Origin of the sequence: Massilia litorea, assembly GCF_015101885.1 — a bacterium.
Classification (GTDB): Bacteria; Pseudomonadota; Gammaproteobacteria; order Burkholderiales; family Burkholderiaceae_D; genus Telluria; species Telluria litorea.
The window spans coordinates 1793665-1816535 of sequence record NZ_CP062941.1; the positions used below are offsets into that span (position 1 = coordinate 1793665).

The 22871-nt window shown below is 63.9% G+C and carries 21 protein-coding genes; 7 read left to right on the plus strand and 14 right to left on the minus strand.

The features are described from left to right. Positions 1 to 141: 141 nt before the first annotated feature. Positions 142 to 1286 (plus strand): IS3 family transposase gene (locus tag LPB04_RS07975; protein ID WP_193686218.1). Its coding sequence is split into 2 segments (ribosomal slippage): positions 142 to 400 and positions 400 to 1286, totalling 1146 coding nucleotides; the frame shifts between segments, so codons are not numbered across the junction. Here the strand turns inward: LPB04_RS07975 and LPB04_RS07980 are convergent. Then, entirely contained in the window at positions 1249 to 2760 is a 1512-nt protein-coding gene (locus tag LPB04_RS07980) for a sodium:solute symporter family protein (RefSeq protein ID WP_227496659.1), read from the minus strand. The two genes, LPB04_RS07975 and LPB04_RS07980, sit on opposite strands and share 38 nt — an antisense overlap. A gap of 132 nt (positions 2761 to 2892) precedes the next feature. Here LPB04_RS07980 and LPB04_RS07985 point away from each other — a divergent pair, with 132 nt between their 5' ends. Beyond that, the gene (locus LPB04_RS07985) at positions 2893 to 4380 is read left to right on the plus strand and encodes an aldehyde dehydrogenase (RefSeq protein ID WP_193688173.1); all 1488 of its coding nucleotides are present in this window, start codon (positions 2893 to 2895) and stop codon (positions 4378 to 4380) included. 70 nt (positions 4381 to 4450) lie between these two features. Next, the gene (locus tag LPB04_RS07990; protein ID WP_227496660.1) at positions 4451 to 5800 is read left to right on the plus strand and encodes a glutamine synthetase family protein; all 1350 of its coding nucleotides are present in this window, start codon (positions 4451 to 4453) and stop codon (positions 5798 to 5800) included. 113 nt (positions 5801 to 5913) lie between these two features. Here the strand turns inward: LPB04_RS07990 and thpR are convergent, their stop codons facing one another. The 7 genes from thpR to hda form a co-directional block, all read right to left on the minus strand. After that, positions 5914 to 6438, minus strand: coding sequence for an RNA 2',3'-cyclic phosphodiesterase (gene thpR / locus LPB04_RS07995; RefSeq protein ID WP_193688174.1), 525 nt, complete (start codon positions 6436 to 6438; stop codon positions 5914 to 5916). Between the two features lie 8 nt (positions 6439 to 6446). Further along, complete coding sequence (panB, locus tag LPB04_RS08000; RefSeq protein WP_193688175.1) at positions 6447 to 7304, minus strand: 3-methyl-2-oxobutanoate hydroxymethyltransferase; 858 nt, start codon at positions 7302 to 7304, stop codon at positions 6447 to 6449. A 77-nt stretch (positions 7305 to 7381) separates the two neighbouring features. Continuing rightward, a complete protein-coding gene (locus tag LPB04_RS08005; protein WP_193688176.1) occupies positions 7382 to 7729 on the minus strand; it encodes a DMT family protein in 348 nt (115 codons plus the stop codon). Position 7730: 1 nt separating this feature from the next. Then, positions 7731 to 8204 (minus strand): 2-amino-4-hydroxy-6-hydroxymethyldihydropteridine diphosphokinase, encoded by a 474-nt coding sequence (gene folK, locus LPB04_RS08010; RefSeq protein WP_193688177.1) that lies wholly within the window; start codon positions 8202 to 8204, stop codon positions 7731 to 7733. Next, positions 8201 to 9613 (minus strand): polynucleotide adenylyltransferase PcnB, encoded by a 1413-nt coding sequence (gene pcnB, locus LPB04_RS08015; RefSeq protein ID WP_193688178.1) that lies wholly within the window; start codon positions 9611 to 9613, stop codon positions 8201 to 8203. Before pcnB ends, folK begins: the two co-directional genes overlap by 4 nt. Beyond that, positions 9606 to 10280: a histidinol-phosphatase gene (locus tag LPB04_RS08020; protein WP_193688179.1), complete on the minus strand. Its 675-nt coding sequence runs from the start codon at positions 10278 to 10280 to the stop codon at positions 9606 to 9608. Before LPB04_RS08020 ends, pcnB begins: the two co-directional genes overlap by 8 nt. After that, positions 10277 to 10987, minus strand: coding sequence for a DnaA regulatory inactivator Hda (hda, locus tag LPB04_RS08025; RefSeq protein ID WP_193688180.1), 711 nt, complete (start codon positions 10985 to 10987; stop codon positions 10277 to 10279). Before hda ends, LPB04_RS08020 begins: the two co-directional genes overlap by 4 nt. Before the next feature lie 305 nt (positions 10988 to 11292). Here hda and purM point away from each other — a divergent pair, with 305 nt between their 5' ends. Further along, entirely contained in the window at positions 11293 to 12336 is a 1044-nt protein-coding gene (gene purM / locus LPB04_RS08030; RefSeq protein WP_193688181.1) for a phosphoribosylformylglycinamidine cyclo-ligase, read from the plus strand. 60 nt (positions 12337 to 12396) lie between these two features. Here the strand turns inward: purM and LPB04_RS08035 are convergent, their stop codons facing one another. The 6 genes from LPB04_RS08035 to LPB04_RS08060 form a co-directional block, all read right to left on the minus strand. Continuing rightward, entirely contained in the window at positions 12397 to 13611 is a 1215-nt protein-coding gene (locus tag LPB04_RS08035) for a 6-phosphofructokinase (protein WP_193688182.1), read from the minus strand. Positions 13612 to 13664: 53 nt separating this feature from the next. Continuing rightward, positions 13665 to 15695 carry an alpha/beta hydrolase family protein gene (locus LPB04_RS08040; RefSeq protein ID WP_193688183.1) on the minus strand — a complete coding sequence of 677 codons (2031 nt, stop codon included), beginning with the start codon at positions 15693 to 15695 and terminating at the stop codon, positions 13665 to 13667. A gap of 95 nt (positions 15696 to 15790) precedes the next feature. Then, positions 15791 to 17839 (minus strand): sodium:solute symporter family protein, encoded by a 2049-nt coding sequence (locus LPB04_RS08045; RefSeq protein WP_193688184.1) that lies wholly within the window; start codon positions 17837 to 17839, stop codon positions 15791 to 15793. Continuing rightward, on the minus strand, positions 17836 to 18174 hold the full coding sequence (locus LPB04_RS08050) for a DUF4212 domain-containing protein (protein WP_193688185.1): 339 nt from the start codon (positions 18172 to 18174) through the stop codon (positions 17836 to 17838). Before LPB04_RS08050 ends, LPB04_RS08045 begins: the two co-directional genes overlap by 4 nt. After that, complete coding sequence (locus LPB04_RS08055) at positions 18164 to 19711, minus strand: sensor histidine kinase (protein ID WP_227496661.1); 1548 nt, start codon at positions 19709 to 19711, stop codon at positions 18164 to 18166. Before LPB04_RS08055 ends, LPB04_RS08050 begins: the two co-directional genes overlap by 11 nt. Next, positions 19708 to 20418, minus strand: coding sequence for a response regulator transcription factor (locus LPB04_RS08060; RefSeq protein ID WP_193688186.1), 711 nt, complete (start codon positions 20416 to 20418; stop codon positions 19708 to 19710). The genes LPB04_RS08055 and LPB04_RS08060 overlap by 4 nt, the downstream gene beginning before the upstream one ends. 286 nt (positions 20419 to 20704) lie before the next feature. On the opposite strand from LPB04_RS08060, the gene recA reads away from it, so the two are divergent. From recA to LPB04_RS08075, 3 genes are all read left to right on the plus strand, one after another. Beyond that, positions 20705 to 21787: a recombinase RecA gene (gene recA / locus LPB04_RS08065; protein WP_193688187.1), complete on the plus strand. Its 1083-nt coding sequence runs from the start codon at positions 20705 to 20707 to the stop codon at positions 21785 to 21787. Positions 21788 to 21833: 46 nt separating this feature from the next. Then, on the plus strand, positions 21834 to 22292 hold the full coding sequence (recX, locus tag LPB04_RS08070) for a recombination regulator RecX (RefSeq protein ID WP_193688188.1): 459 nt from the start codon (positions 21834 to 21836) through the stop codon (positions 22290 to 22292). 174 nt (positions 22293 to 22466) lie between these two features. Continuing rightward, positions 22467 to 22826 carry a hypothetical protein gene (locus tag LPB04_RS08075; RefSeq protein ID WP_193688189.1) on the plus strand — a complete coding sequence of 120 codons (360 nt, stop codon included), beginning with the start codon at positions 22467 to 22469 and terminating at the stop codon, positions 22824 to 22826. Positions 22827 to 22871 lie beyond the last annotated feature (45 nt).

A 22871-nucleotide genomic window follows, 5' to 3' on the forward strand; every position in this document is an offset into this window, starting at 1 on the left:
GTGCCCACCCTACGTCCTAACGATGATCACAGGTCCGCATGGGCACGGCGTGCCCAGCCTACACGCTCACGCCGATCGTTGGCATTCCCCCACCAGCGCGGACACTTTCGATAGGTATGATGTCCCTATCGGAGGAGTTACATGGCACGTGAAAGACGGTTGTTTTCAGAAGAGTTCAAGCGCGAGGCAGTCAAGCTGGTAGGCCAGCCTGGTGCAAGCAAGGCGGCGATCGCCCGCGACCTTGGCATTGGCGCCAATTTGCTGGGGCGGTGGTGCAGAGACGCCAACGTGGATGCAGAGGTTACGGGCGGGGGCGAGAAGGTATCGACCCAGGAATATGAGCGCATGCGGCGCGAGCTGGCAAAGGTCAAGACGGAGCGCGACATCTTAAAAAAGGCGCTCGGCTACTTCGCAGCCGACCTCAAGTGAAGTACGGCTTCATCGCCAAATATAGAGCCATCTGGCCAACGCGAACGATGTGTCGTCTGCTTGGTGTGTCGAGCAGTGGTTTTTACGACTGGCTCGGCCGACCAATAAGTGCGCATGAACGTGAGAATGCGCAGCTCCTCAAGGCGATCAAGCACAGCCACGAAGCCAGCGATGGCACATACGGTTCGCCGCGCGTAGTGCGAGACCTTATCGATGCTGGCTTTGCCTGCAGTGAGAACCGCGTGGCACGGCTGATGAAAGCTGCCGGCATCAAGGCCCGCCACAAGCGTCGCCGCGCACCTGGGCAGCTCGATTCGCCAGTCCACGCCATCGCGCCGAACCTGCTGGACCGGCAATTTGAAGCGCCAGGCCCGAACCAGAAATGGGCTGCTGACTTTACTTACGTATGGACTGGCGAAGGCTGGCTGTTTGTCGCTGTCGTCCTTGACCTGTACTCGCGGCGTGTGGTGGGCTGGTCGATGCAACCGACCATGACAGCGCAGCTGGTAATGGATGCCCTGCTGATGGCCATCTTCCGCCGCGGCCGGCCTCGGGCAGTATTGCATCACTCGGACCAGGGCTCGCAATACACCAGCGAAGACTTCCAGCGCTTGCTCGAATCGCACGGCATCGTTTGCAGCATGAGCCGTCGCGGCAACTGCTGGGACAACGCTGCAATGGAAAGCTTCTTTTCGACGCTGAAAACCGAGCGGCTGAGCAAAAAGCACTACCGGACCAGGGATGATTTACGGGCAGACGTGTTCGACTATATCGAAAGGTTCTACAATCCACGCCGGCGTCATTCCACTCTCGGGTATATCAGCCCGGTACAGTTTGAAAACCTAAAATGCGCCTAACGGAAGTGTCCGTGACGATGGGGGAAGGCCACGTCTTCGATTTTTCCGTCCGGTTCTTGAGCACCTGCGGCGCCAGCGAACCGGCGAACATGCCCGCAAACGCCGCCAACAAGCCGGCCAGCTGTCCCGGGAAATGCTCGCCCAGCGAGGAAATCTGCGGGAAGAACAGAATCCACACGAACAGCCCGGCACCGATCGAGAAGATCGCGCCCTGGGTCGTCGCCCGCTTCCAGTACAGGCCCATGACCAGCGGCACAAAGGCGGCGACCAGGGTGACCTGGTAGGCCGACGACACCAGTTCATAGATCGACGTACCCTCCATCGCGATCGCGTAGGCCAGCACCAGCGCCGCGAAGACGACGATGGTCATGCGCATGGCGAACAGTTGCTGCTTGTCGTTCATGCCCGGACGCAGGTTTTTCAGGATGTTTTCCGTAAAACTGGTCGACGGCGCCAGCAGGGTGGCCGACGAGGTGCTCTTGATGGCCGACAGCAGGGCGCCGAAGAACAGGATCTGCATGATCAGCGGCATCTTGGTCATCACGAAGGTCGGCAGCAGGCGCTGGTAGTCGTTCTTGGCGATGTCCATGGCGTTGTCGCCCATCACGACCACGGCGGCGGCGACGATGAACATCGGCACGAAGCCGAACAGGATGTAGCTGGCGCCGCCGATCACGGCGCCGGTGCGCGCGGTGGGCGCATCCTTGGCCGACATGACGCGCTGGAACACGTCCTGCTGCGGGATGCTGCCGAACATCATCGTGATGGCCGCGCCGAAGAAGAAAATGATGTCGGTAAAAGTCGGCTCCGGCCACAGGCGCCACAAATCCGCATGCTGGGCCATGTCGAACACGCGGCCGGCGCCGCCGGCGAGGTCCGCCGCGAAGAAGGCGATGATCGACATGCCGATCACCAGCACGATCATCTGGATGAAATCGGTCAATGCCACGGCCAGGAAACCGCCGACCACGACATAGATCAGCACGGCCAGGGTGCCGATCACCATGCCGGCGGCAGGCGCCATCGCACCGTTGGTCAGCACCGAGAATACCAGGCCGAGCGCCGTGATCTGGGCCGCGACCCAGCCGAGGTAACTGAGGATGATGGCGACCGAGCAAAAGATTTCGATGCCCTTGCCGTAGCGCTCGCGGTAGTAGTCGCCGATCGTCAGCAAATTGAGTTTATACAGCTTGGTCGCGAAAAAGAGACCCACCAGGATCAGGCAGGTGCCGGCGCCGAACGGGTCCTCGATGACCGCATTCAGGCCGCCCTGCACGAATTTCGCCGGGACACCCATCACGGTTTCGGCGCCGAACCAGGTGGCGAAGGTCGTCGTAATCACCATGATCAAAGGCAGGCTGCGCCCGGCAACCGCGAAGTCACTGGTATTCTTGATGCGCGTACCCGCCCACACTCCCAGCGCCAGCGTGCCCAGCAGGTAGAGCACGACACAGGTAATCAAGGTGTAGTTCATGGCAGTCACAGCTCCGGGGGAGTGAAAAATGTTCGGGCGGAAAATCGGCGATTATAGCGGCAGAACTTCGCCGCAGGATGGAGTCTGGTCCCTTTTTCGATGTGTTTTACTCACTTTGGAAGGAACGCTGGCATGTCCACAACACCTTGGCACGACCGCGCCGCCGCCCTGCGGATCGACGCCTGTGCATTCATCGATGGCGAACGCGTCGACGCCCGCTCTGGTGCGCGTTTCGATTGTCTCTCTCCGGTCGACGGCCGCAAGCTGGCCGAGGCCGCGCGCTGCGGCGGCGAAGATGTCGACGCGGCGGTAGCCAGCGCCCGTGCCGCCTTCGAGGACCGGCGCTGGGCGGGCAAGGCGCCAGCCGAACGCAAGAAAATCCTGGTCCGCTTCGCCGACCTGATGTTGACCAATCGCGACGAGCTGGCGCTGCTCGAAACCCTGGACATGGGCAAGCCGATCCGCTACAGCCGCAGCGTCGACGTCCAGCTCGCGCAGAATTGCATCCGCTGGTATGGCGAAGCGATCGACAAACTCTACGACCAGGTTGCGCCCACCGCCGACAGCAGCCTGGCCCTGATCACGCGCGAACCGGTCGGCGTCGTCGCCGCCATCATCCCCTGGAATTATCCGATGCTGATGGCGGCCTGGAAGATCGGCCCGGCGCTGGCCGCCGGCAACAGCCTGATATTAAAACCCTCGGAAAAGGCGCCCTTGAGTGCGCTGCGCCTGGCCGAGCTGGCGCTCGAGGCCGGCGTGCCGGCGGGCGTCTTCAATGTCCTGCCCGGATTCGGCGACGAAGCAGGCCGCGCCCTCGGCCTGCACATGGACGTCGACTGCATTGCCTTTACCGGGTCCACCCGCACCGGCAAGCAGATCGTGCAAATGGCAGGCCAGTCGAACCTGAAACGCGCCTGGACCGAACTGGGCGGCAAGTCGGCGAACATCGTCTGCGCCGATTGCCCGGACCTGGATGCGGCCGTGTCCGCCGCCATCGGTTCCATCTATTTTAATCAGGGAGAAAGCTGCAACGCACCTTCCCGCCTGTTCGTCGAAGCCTCGATCAAGGATGCCTTCCTCGATAAAGCATTAACAATGATCCCGGACTTCGCGCCCGGCGACCCGCTCGACGAAGCCACCGTGATGGGCGCGATCGTCGACCCGATCCAGATGAAAACCGTGCTCGGCTATATCGAGGCCGGCAAGGCGGAGGGGGCGCGCCTGCTGGCCGGCGGCAAGGCGGCGCGCGTGGAGAGCGGCGGCCTGTACGTCGAGCCGACCCTGTTCGACGGCGTCGACGCAAGCATGCGCATCGCGCGCGAGGAAATCTTCGGGCCGGTGCTGTCGGTGCTGTCGTTTACGAGCCTCGACGACGCGGTGCGCCAGGCGAATGCCACGCCCTACGGCCTGGCGGCGGCCGTGTGGACGGCAGATATAAGTAAAGCGATCCGCACGGCACGGGCACTGCGGGCCGGTACCGTGCACGTGAACCAGTACGACAGCGACGACATCACGGTCCCCTTCGGTGGCTATAAACAATCCGGCAACGGCCGCGACAAGTCGCTGCACGCCTTCGATAAATATACGGAGCTGAAGACGACCTGGATCCAGGTCGGGTAGGACGGCAGGGGCGGCGCTCCCTCCTGCGCCGCCGTGCTACATTGGCCGGCCTGGAATGCCGGGAGCCGAGATGAGCGCTGCAGTGCCCGATGCCATGCGCGATTTCCTGCGCGAGCACAACATCCACGAAGTCGAGTGCGTCATCGCCGACATGACCGGGATTGCACGCGGCAAGATCCTGCCGAAGGATTTGTTCCTGGACGGCGAACACATGCGCCTGCCGAAGAGCGTCCTGCTCAATACCGTCAATGGCGAGCAGCCGAACAATTTACCGTATGTCGGCGCCACCGATCCCGACATGGTCTGCGTGCCCGATGCGGCGACGATGCGGGTCGTGCCCTGGGCCTCGGAATCGGTGGCGCTGGTGATCCACGACTGCATGAATTTCGATGGCTCTCCCGTCGAACTCGCGCCCCGTTCCGTGCTGCGCCGCGTGCTCGGCCTGTATGCGGAGCGCGGCTGGAAGCCGGTGGTGGCGCCGGAAATGGAGTTTTATCTCGTTGCCAGGAATGTCGACCCGCACGTGCCGCTGATGCCGCCGATGGGGAGAAGCGGCATGACCGAACTCGGCCGCCAGTCGTATTCGATCGACGCCGTCAACGATTTCGATCCCTTCTTCCTGGAACTCTCGAGCTTCTGCAAAACCCATGCGCTGGGCGTCGAAACCCTGATCCATGAAGCCGGCGCGGGGCAGATGGAAATCAATTTCGCCCACGGGGATGCATTGGAGCTGGCCGACCGCGTGTTCCTGTTCAAGCGCGCCGTGCGCGAGACGGCGCTGCGCCATGGCATCTTCGCCACTTTCATGGCGAAACCGATGGAAACCGAGCCCGGCAGCGCGATGCACGTGCACCAGAGCGTGGTCGATGCACGCAGCGGAGAGAATATTTTTACGGCAGCCGATGGCGGACCGAGTCCGCTGTTCTTCCATTTTATCGGGGGCCTGGAGCGCTATGTGCCGTCGGCGCTGCTGATGTTCGCGCCGCACGTGAACTCTTACCGGCGCCTGTCGCGCTTCCAGTCGGCGCCGACCAACGTGCGCTGGGGCTACGACAACCGTACCTGCGGCATCCGCGTGCCCAATTCCACGCCGGAAAACCGGCGCGTCGAAAACCGGGTGCCGGGCGTCGACGTGAACCCCTATCTGGCGATGGCGGCCACCCTCAGCTGCGGCTACCTTGGCATGGTCGACGGCATCGCGCCATCCGAACCGACCGACGACAGTGCCGAGCACATCCACGACGACCTGCCGCGCAACCTGGAGGATGCAATCCTGCGCATGCGCCAGTGCCCGCCGCTATCGAACATGCTGGGAGACTTGTTCGTGCAGGCGTTTTGCGAAGTGAAAGAGCTGGAATTCGCGACGTTTAGCCGCGTGATCAGCTCGTGGGAGCGCGAGCATCTGATGCTGCTGGTGTGAAGCGTGGGCCGTAGGATGGCACTCGTGCCCACGCGGTGATACCTGACGGCGAGATCATTGAGCACGAAATCGGAGCCTGTCAGTATCACCGCGTGGGCGGAGCCCACCCTACGTTACGCAGCGGTTCCGTATTGCTGAATCACCGTATAGCCGCCGCCATTGCCGGGCTTCGATTCGACCAATGCATAGCCGTCGATCTTCCAGACCAGCGGCTCGGTCTCCGGCGGCACGACCACATTGTTGGCACGCCGCGCCAGCGTCACGTGCGGGCGATAGGTGCGCGCTTCCGGCTGCAAGCCGAGCGCGACCAGGGCAGACGATAAATTCGCATGCAGTTCGAGCAACTCGGGCGGCTCCTCGTGCGGTTCCAGCACGGCCACGCCATGTGCCCACAGTTTCGGCACGCCGATCGACAGCGTGAACGGGGTAAATGGCACCGCAAACCCGCGCTGCAGCTCCGGCACCCGCTCGCTCGGCAATTCGCCCAGGAAGTGCAGTGTCATGTGCAGTTTGTCCGTATGCACCGGGCTGGCGCCGCGCGGCCAGTCCCAGGCGTCACGCCGTTCACGCAGCGCGTGGCGGATCGCGGGATCCGGCCACAGCGCCAGGAACAGGCGGGTGCTCGGGACGCCGTCCATGTTTTACATTAAAAGCAGTGTTCCGGCGCCGGGAAGCTGCCGTCCTTGACGCCGGACACGTAGGCGCGCACGGCGCCTTCGATGCTGGTCTGGCCTTCCATGAAGTTCTTCACGAAACGCGCCTTGTGGCCTGGGAACACGCCCAGCATATCGTGCATGACCAGCACCTGGCCCGAGCAGTCGGGGCCGGCGCCGATGCCGATCGTCGGCACCTGCAGCAATTCCGTCGTCGCCTTGCCCAGCGCTGCCGGCACGGCCTCCAACAGCACGATCGCCGCGCCCGCCGCCTGCAGGGCCAGCGCATCGTTTTTCAGGCGCTCGGCGCCTTCATCGGTCTTGCCCTGCACCTTGAAACCGCCCAGCTGGTGGACGAATTGCGGGGTCAGGCCGATGTGGGCGCACACGGGGATGCCGCGCTCGGCCAGGAAACGGACCGTGTCGGCCAGCCAGGCGCCGCCTTCGATCTTGACCATCTGGGCGCCGGCGCGCATCAGCGCGGCCGAGCTTTCCAGGGCCGCTTCCGGGGTGGCGTAGCTGGCGAAGGGGAGGTCGGCCAGGATCAGCGCGTTCTTGTTGCCGCGCGCGACCGAGGCCGTGTGGTAGACCATGTCGGCAAGGGTCACCGGCAGCGTCGAGGAATGGCCGGCGCAGACCATGCCGAGCGAGTCGCCGATCAGGAGGATGTCGACGCCGCAGCGGTCCATCAGCGAGGCAAAGCTGGCGTCGTAGCAGGTCAGCATGGCGATCTTGGTGCCGGCCGCGCGCATCGCCTGCAGCGCCGGGATGGTGACGGGCTTGGCGACGGGTTTAGCCGGGGCCGGCGCGTCGCCGCCCGTCATTTCCTTGCCCTGCAAATAAGCGCTCATGGTGATCCTTTTGAAAACAATTAATTCGACGGCGTAGTGTAATCCGCCGGAAAAAAACCTGCCGGAGCAGCTGCTTTTTAGCTGCGGAAGATGAAATAGACGGCGCCGACCAGGCAGAGTGCGGCCCAGATGTAGTCGAGCTTGAACGGCTGGTCCATATAAAACATGGCGAAGGGGACGAACACGCTCAGCGTGATCGCTTCCTGCATGATCTTCAATTGGGCCAGGCTGTACTGGGTGGCGCCGATGCGATTCGCCGGCACCTGCAGCAGGTATTCGAACAGGGCGATGCCCCAGCTGATCAGGGCGGCGATATACCAGGCGCGGTTGTTCAGGCTTTTCAGGTGCCCGTACCAGGCGAAGGTCATGAAGACGTTCGACAGCGCGAGCAGGCCCGCGGTTTGGAAGAAGACAGGAATTTGCATGTTAGTCGAGGCGGACGATGGCCTGGTCGGCCACGCCCGGCAAATAATCGGCGGCGCGTCCGCGGCCGGGGATGAGGGTGTCGGGCGCAATTTCCAGCAGCGGCGCCAGCACGAAGGCGCGCTCGTGCAGGCGCGGGTGCGGTACTGTCAGGGCCGGGGTGGCGATGACCTGGTCGCCATATAACAGCAGATCGAGGTCGAGGGTGCGTGGCGCATTGCGATACGGCCGTTCGCGGCCGTGGTCGGTTTCGATGGCGTGCAGCGTCGCCAGCAGCGCGTGGGCGTCGAGGCTTGTTTCGATGACGGCCACGGCGTTGATGTAATCGTCGCCCGAGGAATCGATCGGCGCCGTGCGCCACAGGCTGGAAGAGGCCACCAGCCGGCAGCCGGATTGGCGCTCCAGGCGCGCCAGGGCGTCCACGACATTGCCGCGCGCATCGCCCAGGTTGGCGCCGATGCCGATGAAAGCGATCATTCCCGGATGTTGCTCACGGTCGGTGCGGAGTCGCTGGAGCCCGCGTTCGATCCCGCACCTGCATCGGCACCTTCACTGCTGCGGTTGCGCGGCCCACGGCGCGGCGCGCGCTTCTTCTTTTCGCCGGCGACGGGCGCCGGACGGTTGGCCTGGGTGACCAGGCGCTCGCGTTCGCCCGCTTCGGCCTCGTAGAAGGCGGTCCACCACTCGCCGATTTCCATCTCCAGCTCGCCCGACTCGCAGCGCAGCAGCAGGAAGTCGTAACCGGCGCGGAAGCGCGGATTCTCGAGCAATTTGTACGGCGCCTTGCCGGTGCGGCGTTCGAAGCGCGGCTGCATGGCCCAGATGTCGCGCATGTCGGTGGCGATGCGGCGCTGCAGGGCGAGATTGTCCGTTTGCGTTTCCAGCACGTCGTCGGCGGCCAGGTGCAGGGCCGGGATCGGCGCCTCACCGGCAGCCCGATACGCCGTCCATTTTTCGAGCACCTGGTGCCACAACAGCGAGGCGAACAGGAAGCCCGGCGACACGCCCTTGCCGGCTTTGACACGCGAATCCGTGGATTCGAGCGCAAGCGTCACGAACTTCATGCCGATCGGCTGCTCCAGCACCACGTCGAGCAGGGGCAGCAGGCCGTGGTGCAGGCCGGCCGAACGCAGTTCCTTCAGGCAGGCCAGCGCGTGGCCCGACAGCAGCAACTTCAGCATTTCGTCGAACACGCGCGCGGCGGGCACGTTGTCGATCAGGGGCGCCATCACCGGGATTGGCGCGCGCGTGGTCGGCTCGATCGTAAAACCGAGCTTGGCCGCGAAGCGCACCACGCGCAGCATGCGCACCGGGTCTTCGCGGTAGCGCGCTTCCGGCATGCCGATGATGCGCAGGGTTTTTTCGCGGATGTCGGCAATGCCGCCGTGGTAGTCCAGCACGCTTTGCGTGGCCGGATCGTAGTACATCGCGTTGATGGTGAAATCGCGGCGCGCGGCGTCCTCGTGCTGCGGTCCGAAATTGTTGTCGCGCAGGACGCGACCGTGCTCGTCCTTCGGCGCGTTGTTGCTGCCGTTGCCGCGGAAGGTCGTCACTTCCAGCAGCTCCTGGCCGAACATCACGTGCACGATCTGGAAGCGGCGGCCGATGATGAAGGCGCGGCGGAACAATTTTTTCACCTGTTCCGGCGTGGCGTCGGTGGCGATATCGAAATCTTTCGGTTTCACGCCCAGCAGCAGGTCGCGCACGGCGCCGCCGACGACAAAGGCTTTGAAACCGGCTTCCTGCAGGGTCTGCGTGAGCCGGATCGCGTTCGGCGACACGAGTTTTAAATCGATACCGTGTTCTTCCGGCCCGAGGACGACTGGTTCGGTAGGGTCGCGCTCGTCTTTCACGCCAAGGATTTTACGAATGAATTTTTTAATCATTGAAGAGATGGAGTAAAGGCCAGCCTTGGGCGTGTGCGTGGCTGGCGAGCGCGGCGCTCGGGTTGGTCGCGACCGGGTGGGAGACGATCGACAGCAGCGGAATGTCGTTGTGCGAATCGCTGTAGAAATGGCTGCTCTCGAAGCTGTCGAACGGACGGCCGAGACGCTCCAGCCAGGCGTGCATGTGGGTGATCTTGCCCGGCCCCGAGGTCGGCGTGCCGGCCAGTTTCCCGGTCAGCCGGCCGTCGGCATCGCGTTCCGGCATCGCCGCGATGTGGTGCTCGACGCCGAACAGCTTTGCGATCGGCGCCGTGATGGTGTGGTTGGTGGCGGTGATGATCGCCACCAGGTCGCCGGCCTCCTGGTGGCGCCTGACCAGCGCCAGCGCCTGCGGCTGGATCGCCGGTTCGATCACCTCGCGCATGTACCGCGCGTGCATGGCCGCCAGTTCGTCGGGCGCGAAACCGGCCAGGGTGCCGAGGGCGAATTCGAGGTATTCGACCGGGTCGAGCACGCCGGCCTGGTATTGCGCGAAAAATTCATCGTTGCGGCGCGCATAGGCGGCCGCGTCGACGGCCCCGATGCGCACCAAAAACTGGCCCCACTCGTAGTCCGAGTCGATCGGCAGCAAGGTGTGGTCGAGGTCAAACAGGGCAAGCTTGTTCATTGTTTAGTATCCGACTGCGTGGAGTCCGGCTGCGCAGCATCGGCCGGCGGATGTGAGAGCAGCAGGTCGCGCAGCAGGGGCAGCGTGACCGGGCGCTGGGTCTCGAGCGAGTACTGGTCGAGGGCGTCCAGCATCGTCGCCAGCGAGCGCATGTCGCGCTTGAAGTGAGACAGCAAATAGGGTAACACGCTGGCCGACAGGGTCAGGCCGCGCGCCTCGGCCGCCTGCGTCAGGGCGGCGATCTTCTGGTCGTCGGATAAACCGTGGATCAGGTAGATCAGTCCCCAGCCCATGCGCGTTCTCAGATCTTCGCGCACCGGCAGCACGGCCGGCGGCACCGGGCCGGTCGAGACCATGTAGGCGCCGTGTTCGCGGATCTGGTTGAACAGGGCGAACGCGTCGATCTGGGCGGCCGGGCCGAGGCGGTCGCAATCGTCCAGCAGGTACAGGGAAATGTCGGGCGAGTAGACAAAGTCGGCGGCCGGGGCGCTTGCTGCGATGTAGCGCGAGTTCGGGGTGCTCGCCAGCGCCTGCAGCAGGTGGGTCTTGCCGGCGCCTGTATCACCCCACAGGTAGGCGAAATGCTCGCGCGATGCACGCTGCGCGAACTGGTGCATCAAGTGCGCCAGTTCGGCATTTTCCCCGACCTGGAAGGTATCGAGGCTGTGCGCCGGCTCGGCGCCTAAATCGAGCACCAGCTGCTTCATGGCGATCGTCTCATCCTGGTTGTGTCATACGCATGCGGCATTATAGAAGCTGCCGGGCTGACAATGGAAACGCAGGCGTGGCGTGCTGCGCAGGGGCGGGCCTGGACGCTTCGTGCGGCTGCCTTCGGGAGCGCCGGCGCAAGGCGTGGCGGACTGTGCTCCAGATGGCGGGAAGAGGGCATGTTTTTCTTGTTATCTCGGTTTGGCGGGTAGGCCGGGCTGTTTTGTTAAAATAGCGAATTGACCGGAATCAGTGGTTGATCCCGTCCTCGCCTTCTATTTTACCGCCTCCGCTGCCAAATACCATGAGCCAACCATCTAATGTTTCTCTCTCCTACCGCGACGCAGGTGTCGATATCGATGCCGGCGACGCTCTGGTCGAAGCGATCAAGCCGTTTGCCAAGCGCACCATGCGGGAAGGCGTGCTCGGCGGCATCGGCGGTTTCGGCGGGCTGTTCGAGATCAGCAAGAAGTTCAAGGAGCCGGTCCTGGTCTCGGGTACCGACGGCGTCGGCACCAAGCTGAAACTCGCATTCGAGCTGAACCGCCACGACACGGTCGGCATCGACCTGGTCGCCATGAGCGTCAACGACATCCTGGTGCAGGGCGCGGAACCGCTGTTCTTCCTCGACTATTTCGCCTGCGGCAAGCTGGACGTGGCGACCGCGACCGCGGTAGTCAAGGGCATCGCCGAAGGCTGCGAACAGTCCGGCTGCGCGCTGCTCGGCGGCGAGACCGCCGAAATGCCGGGCATGTACCCGGACGGCGAATACGACCTGGCCGGCTTCGCGGTCGGCGCGGTGGAAAAATCGCAGATCATCGACGGCAGCAAGATCACCCCGGGCGACGTGGTGCTGGGCCTGGCCTCGTCGGGCATCCACTCCAACGGCTATTCGCTGGTGCGCAAGATCATCGCGGTGGCCAAGCCGGACCTGGAAGCCGATTTCCATGGGCGCAAGCTGTCGGACGTGCTGATGGCGCCGACCCGCCTCTACGTCAAACCGCTGCTGGCGCTGATGGCGTCGATGGAAGTGAAGGGCCTGGTCCACATCACCGGCGGCGGCCTGGTCGAAAACATCCCGCGCGTGCTGCAGGACAATCTGACGGCCGTGCTCGATGGCAAATCGTGGACCATGCCGCCGCTGTTCCAGTGGCTGCAGCAGCACGGCGGCGTGGCGGATGCCGAAATGCACCGCGTGTTCAATTGCGGCATCGGCATGACGGTCATCGTCTCGAAAGAGAATGCGGACGCGGCCATGGCCCAGCTGCAGGCAGCCGGCGAGACCGTCTATCGGATCGGCGAGATCCGTGCCCGCGAAGAGGGGCAGGCGCAGACCGTGGTGCTGTAAGCGTTTGTATGCTCCGAGGAAAAGGCGCCCGCAGGCGCCTTTTTTGTTGCTGCACCATATTTAACGTGCCAGGATCTTGTCGACCCTCGCCCCGCGCAAGCGGAACGCGTCCGGCATGCCGGAGCCGAGCAGGGGGCGCAAATAAAGCCGGAAGGCATCGGTCACATCGGTACCGCTCTCACTGATGAATTCGTCTTCCATGGTGCGCGTCTTGCCGGCAACCTGGTCCAGCGGCAATAACTCGTAGTCGACCGAATAAAAGCCCATGCGGCGGATGACGACCGAGCCATCGGCGTTTCCCCACATCGCGAACTGGACCGCCTTTTCGCCGACCTCTCTCGCCTCGCGCTGGTCGACGTCGGACACACAGCCGATGAAGGAGCGCTGCAGGTAGCCAAAGGTATCGCCGCGTACGCGCTTGATGCCGAGCCTGCTCTTGATTTCCTCGCACAGCAGGTCAGCCAGCGCGCCGGTGCCGGACAGTTGTACGTTGCCGTGCGCATCCTTTTCGATTTCCTTGGCCAGCAAGGTGATGATCGGCTCGCCGGCGGCGTCATGTACCCCCTCGGAGACGGCGATCACGCAGCGCCCGTAGCGTTCGTAGGCCGCCTTGACGTCGGCCAGGAAGCGCTCCAGCTCGAACACGCGCTCGGGCAGGTAAATCAGGTGCGGGCCGTCATCCGGGAATTTTTTACCCAGGGCAGAGGCGGCGGTGAGAAAACCCGCATGGCGCCCCATCACGACGCCGACGTAGACGCCGGGTAATGCCGCATTGTCGAGATTGGCGCCGGCAAAGGCCTGGGCGACGAAGCGTGCCGCCGAGGGAAATCCGGGCGTGTGGTCGTTGCCGACCAGGTCGTTGTCGATGGTTTTCGGGATGTGGATCGAGCGCAACGGGTAGCCGGCGGCACGCGCCTGCTCGCTGACGATGCGCACCGTGTCGGCCGAGTCATTGCCGCCGATGTAGAAAAAATGTTCGATCTCGTGCGCACGCAGGACATCGAAGATGCGCGTGCAATAGGCGGTGTCGGGCTTGTCGCGGGTCGAGCCGAGCGCCGAGGAGGGCGTGGCCGCCACCAGTTCCAGGTTGTGGCTGGTTTCCTGGGTGAGGTCGAGGAAGTCCTCATTGACGATGCCGCGCACGCCGTGCAGGGCACCGTAGATGCGCGTCACGTTGCGAAAGCGGCGCGCCTCCAGGGTCACGCCGACCATCGACTGGTTGATGACGGCGGTCGGACCGCCTCCTTGTGCAACGAGGATCTTGCCTGACGACATATACACCTCCTTGATCAAAGCGACGGATGACCTCCCGCCAGATTACTACTGAATCACTGTTGCGTCGCCCCCGAGCCGATGTTCTTGTCCAGGAATTTCTCGACCCGGCTCCAGAAATCGATGTTGTTTTTCGGCAGATAAAAGCCGTGGCCCTCGGCCGGGTATTCGATCCACTCGACGTTCGGGTTGTTGCGTTTGACGGCCGCGTGGAACTTGGTGCCATGGTCGATCGGTACGCGCAGGTCAGCGCCGCCATAGGCCAGCAGCAGCGGCGCCTTGATGCGCGCCGCCTGTTCGATCGGCGAGGTCGCCTTTAGCTGCGCCGCGTCCTTGACCTGGTCGCCGATCAGTTCCGGCATGCCGTAGCGCTTCCATTCGTCGGACATGTCGCTGCGGTGGTTGGCGCTGCTGTACATCAGGTTGATGTCGGTGACGCCGACCCAGTCGACGCCGCATTGATAGAGGTCGGGGTCGTTCACCAGGCCCATCAGGGTGGCATAGCCCCCGTAGCTGGCGCCGGCGATGCAGATGCGCTTCGGATCGGCAACCCCTTTTTCGATGGCCCAGCGCACGCCGTCGGCGAGGTCGTTCTGCATGGCCAGTCCCCATTGCTTGAAGCCGGCCTGGTAGTGGGCGGCGCCGAAGCCGGTGGTGCCGCGGAAGGAGGGCTCGAGCACGGCATAGCCGCGCGAGGCGAGGAACTGCGATTCCGGATTCCAGCCCCAGGTGCTGCCGCGCACCCAGGGGCCGCCATGCACCAGTACCACCAGCGGCAGCTTGGCCTGCGTGCTGCCTGGCGGCATGGTCAGCAGCGCCGGAATGTCGAGACCGTCGCGCGCCTTGTAGCTCAGCGCCTGCTGGCGGCCCATCTGTTTCGGGTCGATGCCGGGATGGGTGTCGCCGACCTTGTTGAGCAGCTTGGTATCGCGGTTGAACAGATAATAGGTCGACGGAATGGCATCGGAATAAGCACGTACCAGCAGCCACGGCGTCTGCGCATGCTGGGGCGGCGCGCCGAGCAGGTTGATCGTGGCCGGCAGCAGCTTGTCCACGGTTTCCTGCGCTGCCTTCATGGCCGGGTCGAACCATTCGGTCGAAGTGGCGTCGGTGGTGAACTGCATGCCCAGCACCTTGTCGCGGCTGGTGATGATCCTGCCGGAGAAATCATAGCCTTTGGTGCTCACCAGCGGTTCCGCGCTGAGCTGGCCGGTGGCGAGATCGAGTGTGTACACGGCGCTGGTGTCGCGGCCGCGGCGTGTGCTGACATACAGTTTGCCGTCCGGACCGAAGGCGAGGGGCGTGATGCTGTTCTCGGCGTCGCCGTACGCTTTATAACTGGTCAGCTTGCGCCATTCTTTCGTTGCCGGGTCGAGATAATGGATGGACACCATGTCGTCCTTGATGCCGACCGCAATCCGCGGCTCGCCCTTGTGGTCGAGCATCCAGCTGGTGACGTCTTCCTTCGGACGGCTCACTTCCTGCACCTGGCCGGTGACCGTGTTCAGGCGCAGCAGGCCGGTGCGCGCCGTGCGGTAGTCGGTTTTGAACGCCAGGTCGCGCACATAGACATAGTCGGAATCCTGGGCGCCGCGCCCGGACAGCATGAAGGTATGCCAAGGAAGCAGGCGAGGACCGGTGCGTTGTCCCGTGCGCTGGCCGGTCCGCACGTTGCCGGTCTCGGCCAGCTGTACCAGGTTGCTGCCGTCGCGGTTGACGGCAAACAGGCCCGGCGCATAGTCGTCGTCGCCCTCGGCAACCTTCTTGTCGCCCACGTTGAAGAGCAGGCGCTCGTTGTTCACCCATTGGAAGCTGCCGATGTCGGCATCGTTGTACGAGGCCACGATCTTGCCGGTATTGGTCTGCAGGTCGACCACGACCAGGTAGTCGCGCTGTCCCGGTGCACTGCCGCGCGCGGCAATCGCGCGACCATCCGGCGACAGCAGCCCGCCATTGAAGGCGGGACTGTTGAAGAAACGTTCGATCGGCGGCAGGGCGGGCGCGGCCTGGGCCTCGTTAATGGGAGCGGTCCACAGCGACAGGGCGAGCAGGCCGGCGTGGAAAAGGGATGTGTGAACGAATGACATGCTGGGATTTCCTGGTCGAGAGAAAGGGAGCAGCTATTTCTCAAGAATAACATTTATGCATGTCAAAAAACTATGCCCTATGGATATTTATTCCTCTATTCCGGTGCCCGAATGTGGTCGACCAGTGCATCGCTCGAGCGTGCCGGTGCCGGGCTCAGGAGACTGGCGATCACGACCGCGGCCAGGCCGGCCGGGACTCCAAAGATACCGGCCGACATCGGCGCGATGTCGAACCAGGCCGCGTCCAGCCGGCCGCCCAGGATCGGGTGTACCCGCAGCATGTAATACAGGCAGACCATGAAGCCGACCACTATCCCGGCAATGGCGCCCACATGGTTGGCGCGCTTCCAGAACACGCCCAGCACCAGCGCCGGGAACAGGGCCGAGGCCGCCAGCGAAAAGGCGGCGCCGACCAGAGAAAGGATGTCGGCCGGCTTTTGCGAGGCGGCATAGGCCGCAATGAAGGCCACCGCCAGCAGCAGCAGTTTCGAGATCGTCACCCGCTTCTGGGTCGAGGCGCCGGGATCGACGATCTTGTAATAGATGTCGTGCGAGAGCGCGTTCGAGATGGCCAGCAGCAGGCCGTCTGCCGTGGACAGGGCCGCGGCCAGCCCGCCGGCCGCCACCAGGCCCGAGATCACATACGGCAGGCCGCCGATCTCGGGCGTGGCCAGGACCAGCACGTCGCCGTCGATCGCGATTTCCGCCAGCTGCACCAGGCCGTCGCCGTTGATGTCAGTTACTTGAATCAGGGGATTGACCTTGTCGATATTTCCCCAGTACGAAATCCAGGTGGGCAGCGAACTGAAATCGCTGCCCACCAGGCTCGTATAGATGTCGTATTTCGCCAGGACCGCCAGCGCCGGGATGCTCAGGTAAATCAGGAGAATGAAGAACAGGGTCCAGAACACCGAAATCCTGGTTTCGTCCACCGAGGGCGTGGTGTACGAGCGCATCAGGATGTGGGGCAGGGCGGCGGTGCCGAACATCAGGCAGAACACGAGCGCCAGGAAATTGTTGCGGTGCGCATTCGATTCCGCTTCGGTGGCGCCGGGGAAGGGCATGGCATGCGGCTGCGGCGGCTGGGCGCGCGCAAGCAGGCGCGTGCGCTGTTCGCGCCACAGGGGCTCGGCGTCTTCCGCCGTCTTCGGGTAGGCGGCGAGGGCGCGCTCGGCGCTGCGCACGTCGGCCAGGGATAGATTGCGCAGGCGCGCCGCGTCGAGCCTGCGCTGCGCCTCCACCTTGCCCTGTTCCCAGGAACCGGGTAATGCCGCCAGGCGTGCGGCGTAGGCGTCGGCCTGCTGCTGGAAGTGCGCCCTAACTTCGCGCTCGCGTGGGTCGGCCGCAAGCTGGGCTTCGCGCTGGGCCAGCTTCGGCAGCACCGAGCCGTAGGCCACTTGCGGCAAGGGATTGTCGGCGTGCTTCGCTGACAGCCACATGGTCGGGATCAGGAAGGCGACCAGGATGATGATGTACTGGGCCACCTGCGTCCAGGTAATGCCGCGCATGCCGCCGAGAAAAGAGCAGACCAGGATGCTGGCCAGGCCGAGGAAAATCCCGACCGAGAAATCGACGCCGGTGAAGCGCGAGGCGATCAGGCCGACGGCATAGATCTGCGCGACCACGTACACGAAGGAGACGATGATGGTGGCACCGACGGCGAGCGCGCGCACCGGCCCGCCGCGCCCGCCCGCGCCGCCGCCGTAGCGCACGGCGAGAAAGTCGGGGATCGTGTACTGGGCGAACTTGCGCAGATAGGGCGCGATCAGCAGCGCGACCAGGCAATAGCCGCCGGTCCAGCCCATGATGTAGGCGAGGGCGTCGAAGCCGGACAGATACAGGCCGCCCGCCAGGCTGATGAAGCTTGCCGCCGAGATCCAGTCGGCCGCGGTGGCCATGCCGTTGAACAGGGCCGGCACGCGGCGTCCGGCAACATAGTATTCGGTCACGTTCGAGGTGCGGCTGATGACGCCGATGGTGGCGTACAGCACGATCGTGGCGAACATGAACAGGTGGCCGATCCAGAGCCGCGGCATGCCCTCGTTTTCCAGCACCGTCAGGGCCAGCAGGAAGCCGGCGAAGCAGACGCAGAACCAGGCGTAGTAGCCGGACAGGCGCCGGAAGTAGCGCTTCTGGCCGCTCATCCGCCGACCCCGGCGCCGCCCTGCATGGCGCGCGCAAGATCGCGGTCGAAGCGGCGCATGCGCCAGGCGTAGACGCCGATGATCGCCAGGCACACCAGCGATGCCCCTTGCGCCGCCATGTAGAAGGAGAGCGGCCAGCCGAACAGGGTGACGCGTGCCAGTTCGCGCGCAAAATACACGGTACAAAAACCGGTCGCCAGCCATAGCGCCATCAGGACGAAGGTCAAGCGGCGCGTGCGGCGCCAGTGGGCGGCGCGCGCGGCCAATAAACGGCGCTGGCGCTGCAGCTCAGGCTCGGACGAAGGCGCAGTCGAGGGCAAGGGTTCAGGCGGCATCGAAGTCGTCGTGGACAGGTGGTGGGAAGGTCAGGCGGAACAGGCTGCCTGGAAATTTGGCGGAGTGGCTGCGCGGATTATTGAAAATGTCGACCTCGGCGCCGTGCTGGCCGGCGATCTCGCGCACGATGGCCAGCCCCAGGCCGCTGCCGCTCGCGCTCGAGCCGAGGATGCGATAAAAACGCTCGAACACGTGGGCGCGCTCGTGCGGGGCGATGCCCGGCCCGGTGTCTTCGACTTCGAGCAGCGCCCGTTCGCCGTCGCGCCGCACCTGCACCGTGACGCTGCCGCCGGCAGGGGTGTAGCGCAGGGCGTTGTCGATCAGGTTCGACAGCAGTTCGCGCAGCATCAGGGCGTTGCCGGCGATGACCACGTCCTCGTCCTGCGCTTCGTAGCCGAGGTCGATGCGGTGCGCGAACGAGGCTTGCACCCAATCCTGCACCACGTCGCGCGCGAGGCCCGCCAGATTGATTTCATCGAAGGCGAGGCCGGCATGCGGCTGGTTTTCGGCGCGCGCCAGGGCGAGCAACTGGTTCACCAGGCGCGTCGCCGACTCCGAACTTTTCGCCAGCTGTTCCAGCGAACGGTGGATCTCGTCCGGATCGAGCTGGCGCAAGGCGAGCTCGGACTGCATGCGCATGCCGGCCAGCGGCGTCTTCATCTGGTGCGCGGCGTCGGCAATGAAACGTTTCTGCATGTCGATGGTCTGCGACAGCCGCCCCAGCATGTCGTTGAGCGAGCCGACGAGGGGAGAAATTTCCTCGGGCACCTGGCGCGAATCGATGGGAGACAAATCGTCGGACGGACGCGCGCGGATGCGCTCCTGGAGTGCCGCCAGCGGAGACAGGCCGCGCGAGAGGGCGAACCAGACCAGGGCCAGGATGATCGGCAGAATGATGAACTGGGGCAGGATCACGCCCTTGATGATCTCGTTGGCGAGCAGGGCGCGCTTGTCCAGCGTTTCCGCCACCTGCACCAGGGCTTTACGGGGGAAAACGGGCGAGCTGCTGTCGGGCGGGGCGAGCGGGTCGAGGTTGATGTACAGGTAAGCCACGCGCAGCGGCGTGCCGTGCAGCGTGGCGCTCCGGAAGTGCACCGCGCCATCCTTGTCGCCATCGCCGTCGTTATCGTGACTGCGCGGGCGCGGCAGTTCGGCGTCGCCGTCGACGTGGCGTCCGGCGGCGTCGCTCACCTGGAAATACACGCTGTCGATGTCGTCGGCGCGCAGGATGTCGCGTGCGCTGCCCGGCAAACGGGTATTGATGACGCCGTTTTCTTCGCGCACCTGCTGGGCCAGCACCGTCACCCGGTCTTCGAGCGCATGATCGAAGGGTTGGTTCGCGATCGATTTCGCGACCAGGTAAGTGATCACTATGCTCATCGGCCACAGCAGCAGCAGGGGCGCCAGCATCCAGTCGAGGATCTCGCCGAACAGCGAATGCTGGATGTTTTCTTCGGGCTCGGGATTCGGCGGGACGTACAAAGGCTCGGGCAGCCCCGCATCGGGCTCGATCAGGCCGGCATCACGTTCGTTCACTTCGAATCGAGGGCGTGCTCGGCACCGGCACGGGCTGCGTCCGAATATTTTTCGAGGCAATAGCCCAGGCCGCGCACGGTGGCGATGCGCACGCCGCCGACCTCGATCTTCTTGCGCAGCCGGTGCACATAGACCTCGATCGCATTGTTCGACACCTCTTCGCCCCATTCGCACAGGTGGTCGACCAGCTGCTCCTTCGAGACCAGGCGCCCGGTACGCGCCAGCAGGATTTCGAGCAGGCCCAGTTCGCGCGCGGAGAGGTCGAGCATCTGCTCGTTGATATACGCGCTGCGCCCGACCTGGTCGTAGACCAGCGGGCCGTGGCGGATCACGGTCGGGCCGCCGCCGGCGCCGCGCCGGGTGAGCGCACGGACCCGCGCCTCCAGCTCCGACAAGGCGAAGGGCTTGGCCATGTAGTCGTCGGCGCCCAGATCGAGCCCCTCGACGCGCTGCTCGACCGAGTCGGCGGCCGTCAGGATCAGCACCGGCAGCAGGGAAGAGCGCGCGCGTAGCCGGCGCAGCACCTCCAGGCCCGACATTTTCGGGAGCCCGAGGTCGAGGATCAGCAGGTCGAATTCCTGGGTCGAGAGGGCGGTGTCGGCATCCTGGCCGTTGCGCACGTCGTCGATCGCATAACCGGACTGGCGCAGTGAGCGCGTCAGCCCGTCAGCGAGTACGCTATCATCTTCGGCAAGCAAAATTCGCATAAGATTACCCTGTTATCGATTAGACCTTCCGGCTGAGCTTGCGAAAAAATCCTCCATGGCAGTGTTGCATCGTCTCACCGTACTCACGTACTGTCTTCGACGATGCGCCTGGCCCTGGAGTTTTTTTCACAACCCCATTGTGTTTGATATCGCGCAACAATGCGAGCCTTCTGCAACGTTCGAGTAAAATCCTGCTTGCCAAAACCACTGGATTTTTATACAGTAGTGGCTATTGAAAAGCGTGAGGGTACCCACACCTTGGTACCTCCAAGACTGAGAGAAAATTATGGACGACAAAAAAGTAGTACACAACGCCTCCGAAAAAGGCAAGGCGCTGGCCGCCGCCCTCGCGCAAATCGAAAAGCAGTTCGGCAAGGGTTCGGTCATGCGCATGGACGCGAATACGCCGGTCGAGGAAGTGCAGACCGTCTCCACCGGCTCGCTGGGCCTGGACATCGCGCTGGGCGTCGGCGGCTTGCCGCGCGGCCGTATCGTGGAAATCTACGGTCCGGAATCGTCGGGTAAAACCACGCTGACCCTGCAGACCATCGCGCAGATGCAAAAGCTGGGTGGTACCTGCGCCTTCATCGACGCCGAGCACGCGCTCGACGTGGGTTACGCGCAGAAGCTGGGCATCAAGCTCGACGAGCTGCTGATCTCGCAGCCGGACACCGGCGAACAGGCCCTCGAAATCACCGACGCACTCGTGCGCTCGGGTTCGGTCGACCTGGTCGTCATCGACTCGGTGGCGGCACTGACCCCGCGCGCCGAGATCGAAGGCGATATGGGCGATTCGCTGCCGGGCCTGCAAGCCCGTCTGATGTCGCAGGCACTGCGCAAGCTGACCGCGTCGATCAACCGTACGAACACCCTGGTCATCTTCATTAACCAGATCCGTATGAAGATCGGCGTGATGTTCGGCAGCCCGGAAACCACGACCGGCGGTAACGCGCTGAAGTTCTACGCCTCCGTGCGCCTGGACATCCGCCGTACCGGTTCGATCAAGTCGGGTGACGAGGTGATCGGTAACGAAACCAAGGTCAAGGTCGTCAAGAACAAGATCGCGCCACCATTCCGCGAAGCGCACTTCGACATCCTGTATGGAGAAGGCACTTCCCGCGAAGGCGAAATCCTCGATCTGGGCGCCGACAACAAGATCGTGGAGAAGTCCGGTTCCTGGTACAGCTATAACGGCGAACGTATCGGCCAGGGCAAGGACAACGCCCGTCAGTTCTTGAAAGACCGCCCGGCACTGGCGCGCGAAATCGAGAACAAGGTACGTGCGGCCCTCGGTGTGCGCGAACTGCCGCCGCCTGTCGGTGGCGACGCCGAAGACAAGGCGCCGAAGTTGAAGGCCGTGTCGGAGTAATCGGTCGGGGCCGCAGCTGTGGCCCCATCCGATCTGCTGTATCGCCATGCGCCAACCAGTACTGAGTCTGAAAGCCCGAGCCCTGCGCTTCCTCTCCATGAGGGAGCACAGCCGGCTCGAGCTCAAGCGCAAACTGGCGCGCCATGCGGAGGAGGGCGACGACATCGACGCCCTCCTCGATTTTCTGGAAAAGAACAACTGGCTGTCGCAGGAGCGTTTTGCTGAATCCTTGATTCATCGAAAGGCTTCCCGCTTCGGCAACAGCCGTGTGATGGCCGAGCTGCAAAGCCATGGCGTCAACGGAGAAGCGCTGGCCGAACTGAAGTCCGGCCTGGCCGAGAGCGAAACCGCGCGTGCGGTCGAGGTCTGGCAACGCAAGTTCGGCACCGTCGCGCAAGACGCGGCCGAGCGCAGCAAGCAGATGCGGTTTTTAATGGCGCGCGGTTTTTCGAGCGGCGCCGTGCGCACCGCCCTGAAAGGGGCGCCCGAGGACGACGAGTTTTAAGTAGCGCCGGCATCGCCTCGTTGCGACTGTCCCGCAGTCTTGTCTGCACCCCAAATCGGCTCGATCCATTCCCAGGCGCCAGCGTGGAGCGCCATCCGGCGATATGCGCCCGCATATTCCTCAACCCCGGATGACGCTGCACGCTGGTTTTTGCTTGCCCTAAAAGTTGTCATCATGAAAACGATACTCGTTCTCGCCCCACTGTTCGTATTGGCATCGTGCAGCCGTCAGCCCGTCGAGCCGACCGGGATCTATCGGCTCAGTACGCAGGAAAAAATGGTCGTGCTCGAGGTGCGCGCCAGTGGCGACTATATTCTCCAGATCGACCGCTCCGGCAGCATGACCGATGAAATCCGCGGGCGCTGGCAAGACGAGCGCGGCGCGGAGGTTGACGTCACCTTCCACGGCATAGTCTGGCACGGGAACACACCCGAGGCCGCCGCCGGTTTCTGGGCGGTCGCCTTCGAGCGGGATGGCGGCATTTGCCTCGACGGCAAAGAACTGCTGTGCTTCACGAAGGATGCCGCGGCCTGAGCCGGCAAATCCATTGTCGGGCAGCCAACGCCAAACATTGGCAAG